Here is a 2,230-nt window from a genome sequence, read left to right on the forward strand (position 1 = left end):
CTACTGGCTTAGTTCACTAGCACACTGTTGAGTTCTCAAGCAACACACCCCGAACCAAACCCAGAAAAACCAGGCCAAGCCCGATGCGTCGTTTCAAGCTTTTGTTATTCCGAGGCGAAACCTTACACCCTTCGAAACTTGACGCTTCGTCGGGGGCTGGTTCAGCTCCGGAGGTTTGGGACCACCCACTCTACCACTGTTGTGGGAGCTTGGTTCGTGGCCCCGGCGGCCGCCCGGTCTCCCTGGCGACGAAGAGAAGATTACCTGCCGCACAACGGGCCGCGAACAGGGGGGTCCGTTTTTTCGCGCCAAGGGGCTGACCTGCGTCGATCCGGCGTCGAGCGGGCAGACCGCACCGATCGGCCCCCACCCGGCGGGGACGCCGGACCGGACTGAGCCGACGGAGCGGCGCCTGATGGCCGAAGCAAGCAACCGATCGACGCCAGTGGCCGAGGAAACCGCGCCGGGGTCAAGCCGGACGTGGTTCCCCGTGGGTCGCGATCACCGTCACCGCCACCAACGCTGCCGCGAGGATCGCCGTCACGTGGATCGGCGCCGGGGCGAAGGACGCCGCGAGAATGAGGACCGCGGTCACCGGGAAGCCGATGGCGATCGGGCGGCATTCGTTCGTCGGGCCGATGTGCAGGAGCCATACGCTCAGCAGGAAGATCGCGACCGGAATCGTCACGGCCATCGCGGTTGCGGTGCCGGAGACGGCCGTGTGGTGACTGTCGAAGTCGACGGCCAGTTCGAGGCCCGCGCCCACCGCAGCCGCCGAGCCGAAGATCAGGTAATGGCCGTAGCCCCAGCTCAGGGCGGTCGTGAGGGAGTTGCCGCGTTCGAGGCGAGCGTGGCCGGGCTGGTCGAAGTACAGCCACCACATCGCGAACACCAGGAGCAGGCCCACCGCAGCCAGCGACACGAGGTCGCCGGTGTGCTCGCCTTCCGCCAGTCCTTCTTTGACGGCGTTGGTGGCGCCGAGCACCGTTTCGCCCAGCACGATCAGGGTGAAGAGCCCGTAGCGTTCGGCGATGTGATGCGGGTGCCAGGCGGTGCCGGCGCGGGTCTCGGCGACCAGCGGCACCGCGAGTTCCAGCGCGACCAATACGAAGAACCCGATCAAGCCCGCCGTCCCGGGAAGGACGAGCCGGACGATCCACAGGACCTGACAGACCGTGATCCCGACGGCGTAGAAGTACGCGGTAGCCCGCGTTTCGGGTGATTGTCGTGCGGCGCGGAGCCACTGCGTGACCGCCGAGAGGCGCATCAGGACGTACCCGATGACCACGATCGTGAAGTCGCCGTCGAACGCTTTGTCGACACCCGCCGCGACCGTCAGGCCGCCGGCGATCTGGACGAGAGTGGCGAGGCGGTAGGGGACGTCGTCGGTGTCGAAGGCCGACGCGAACCAGCTGAAGTTGAGCCAGCCCCACCAGATCGCGAAGAACACCATCGCGAAGCTGAGCACCCCGTGCCCGGCGTGCCCCGCGGATAGCGCGTGGTGCAACTGCGCCCCGGCCTGGCCGACGGCGACCACGAAACACAGGTCGAACAGCAACTCGAGCGGCGTGGACACGCGGTGCCCTTCGCCGCTGTCCCGCGCTCGCATCGGCCGGTACCACACCCGGATCCGATGACCCGGCGCCGACTCGTGGGCCATGAACGCTCCCCTCTCCCGGAACGCGGCCATCCCAGCACGCCGAACGCCTGGACGCGAGCGCGACATCCGGGAGCCGGGGAATCTCCGGACGGGAGCGCCGGGTGGGCGGGGCAGAGCCGGTGGGGTGGCTCGCTCTGGAGCGAACGGATGGCTGCCGGGGTGGGACGGAGCATGGCGAAAGCCTGGCCGATGGGACGGCTCGCCCTGGAACGAACGGGTGGCTGCGCAGGCGGGATGGAGTGTGGCGAGTAGGCGATTGAGCCGGTGAGGGACGCATCCTGCGGCGATGGGCTGAGCGCGACCGACGTTCGGGTTAACGGGGAACGCCTCTCGGGGAGGTGCATCAGCGTCAAGCCAGGCCGGATAGCTGGAGACATGACCTCGGCAGGAACCGCGCCAGCCGGGCCAGGAGGCACTACCGCGGAAGTCAGGTCGTGGTGCGGCCCGGGCAGGGGTCTCACCGCGGTCAGCTCAGAAACGCGCCTTGCCGGGAGCCGAGCGGGGCGGGGCCTGTCTCTTATACACATCTGACGCTGCCGACGAGCGATCTAGTGTAGATCTCCGTGGTCG

General features: G+C 67.8%; 1 protein-coding gene. It reads right to left on the bottom strand.

Annotated elements, in window-relative coordinates; genetic code table 11:
• Positions 1-469: 469 nt before the first annotated feature.
• On the bottom strand, positions 470-1,660 hold the full coding sequence (locus OO71_RS45750) for a low temperature requirement protein A (RefSeq protein ID WP_033296403.1): 1,191 nt from the start codon (positions 1,658-1,660) through the stop codon (positions 470-472).
• Between the last annotated feature and the right edge of the window lie 570 nt (positions 1,661-2,230).

This window comes from Amycolatopsis jejuensis, from assembly GCF_000717335.1.
Taxonomy (GTDB): domain Bacteria; phylum Actinomycetota; class Actinomycetes; order Mycobacteriales; family Pseudonocardiaceae; genus Amycolatopsis; species Amycolatopsis jejuensis.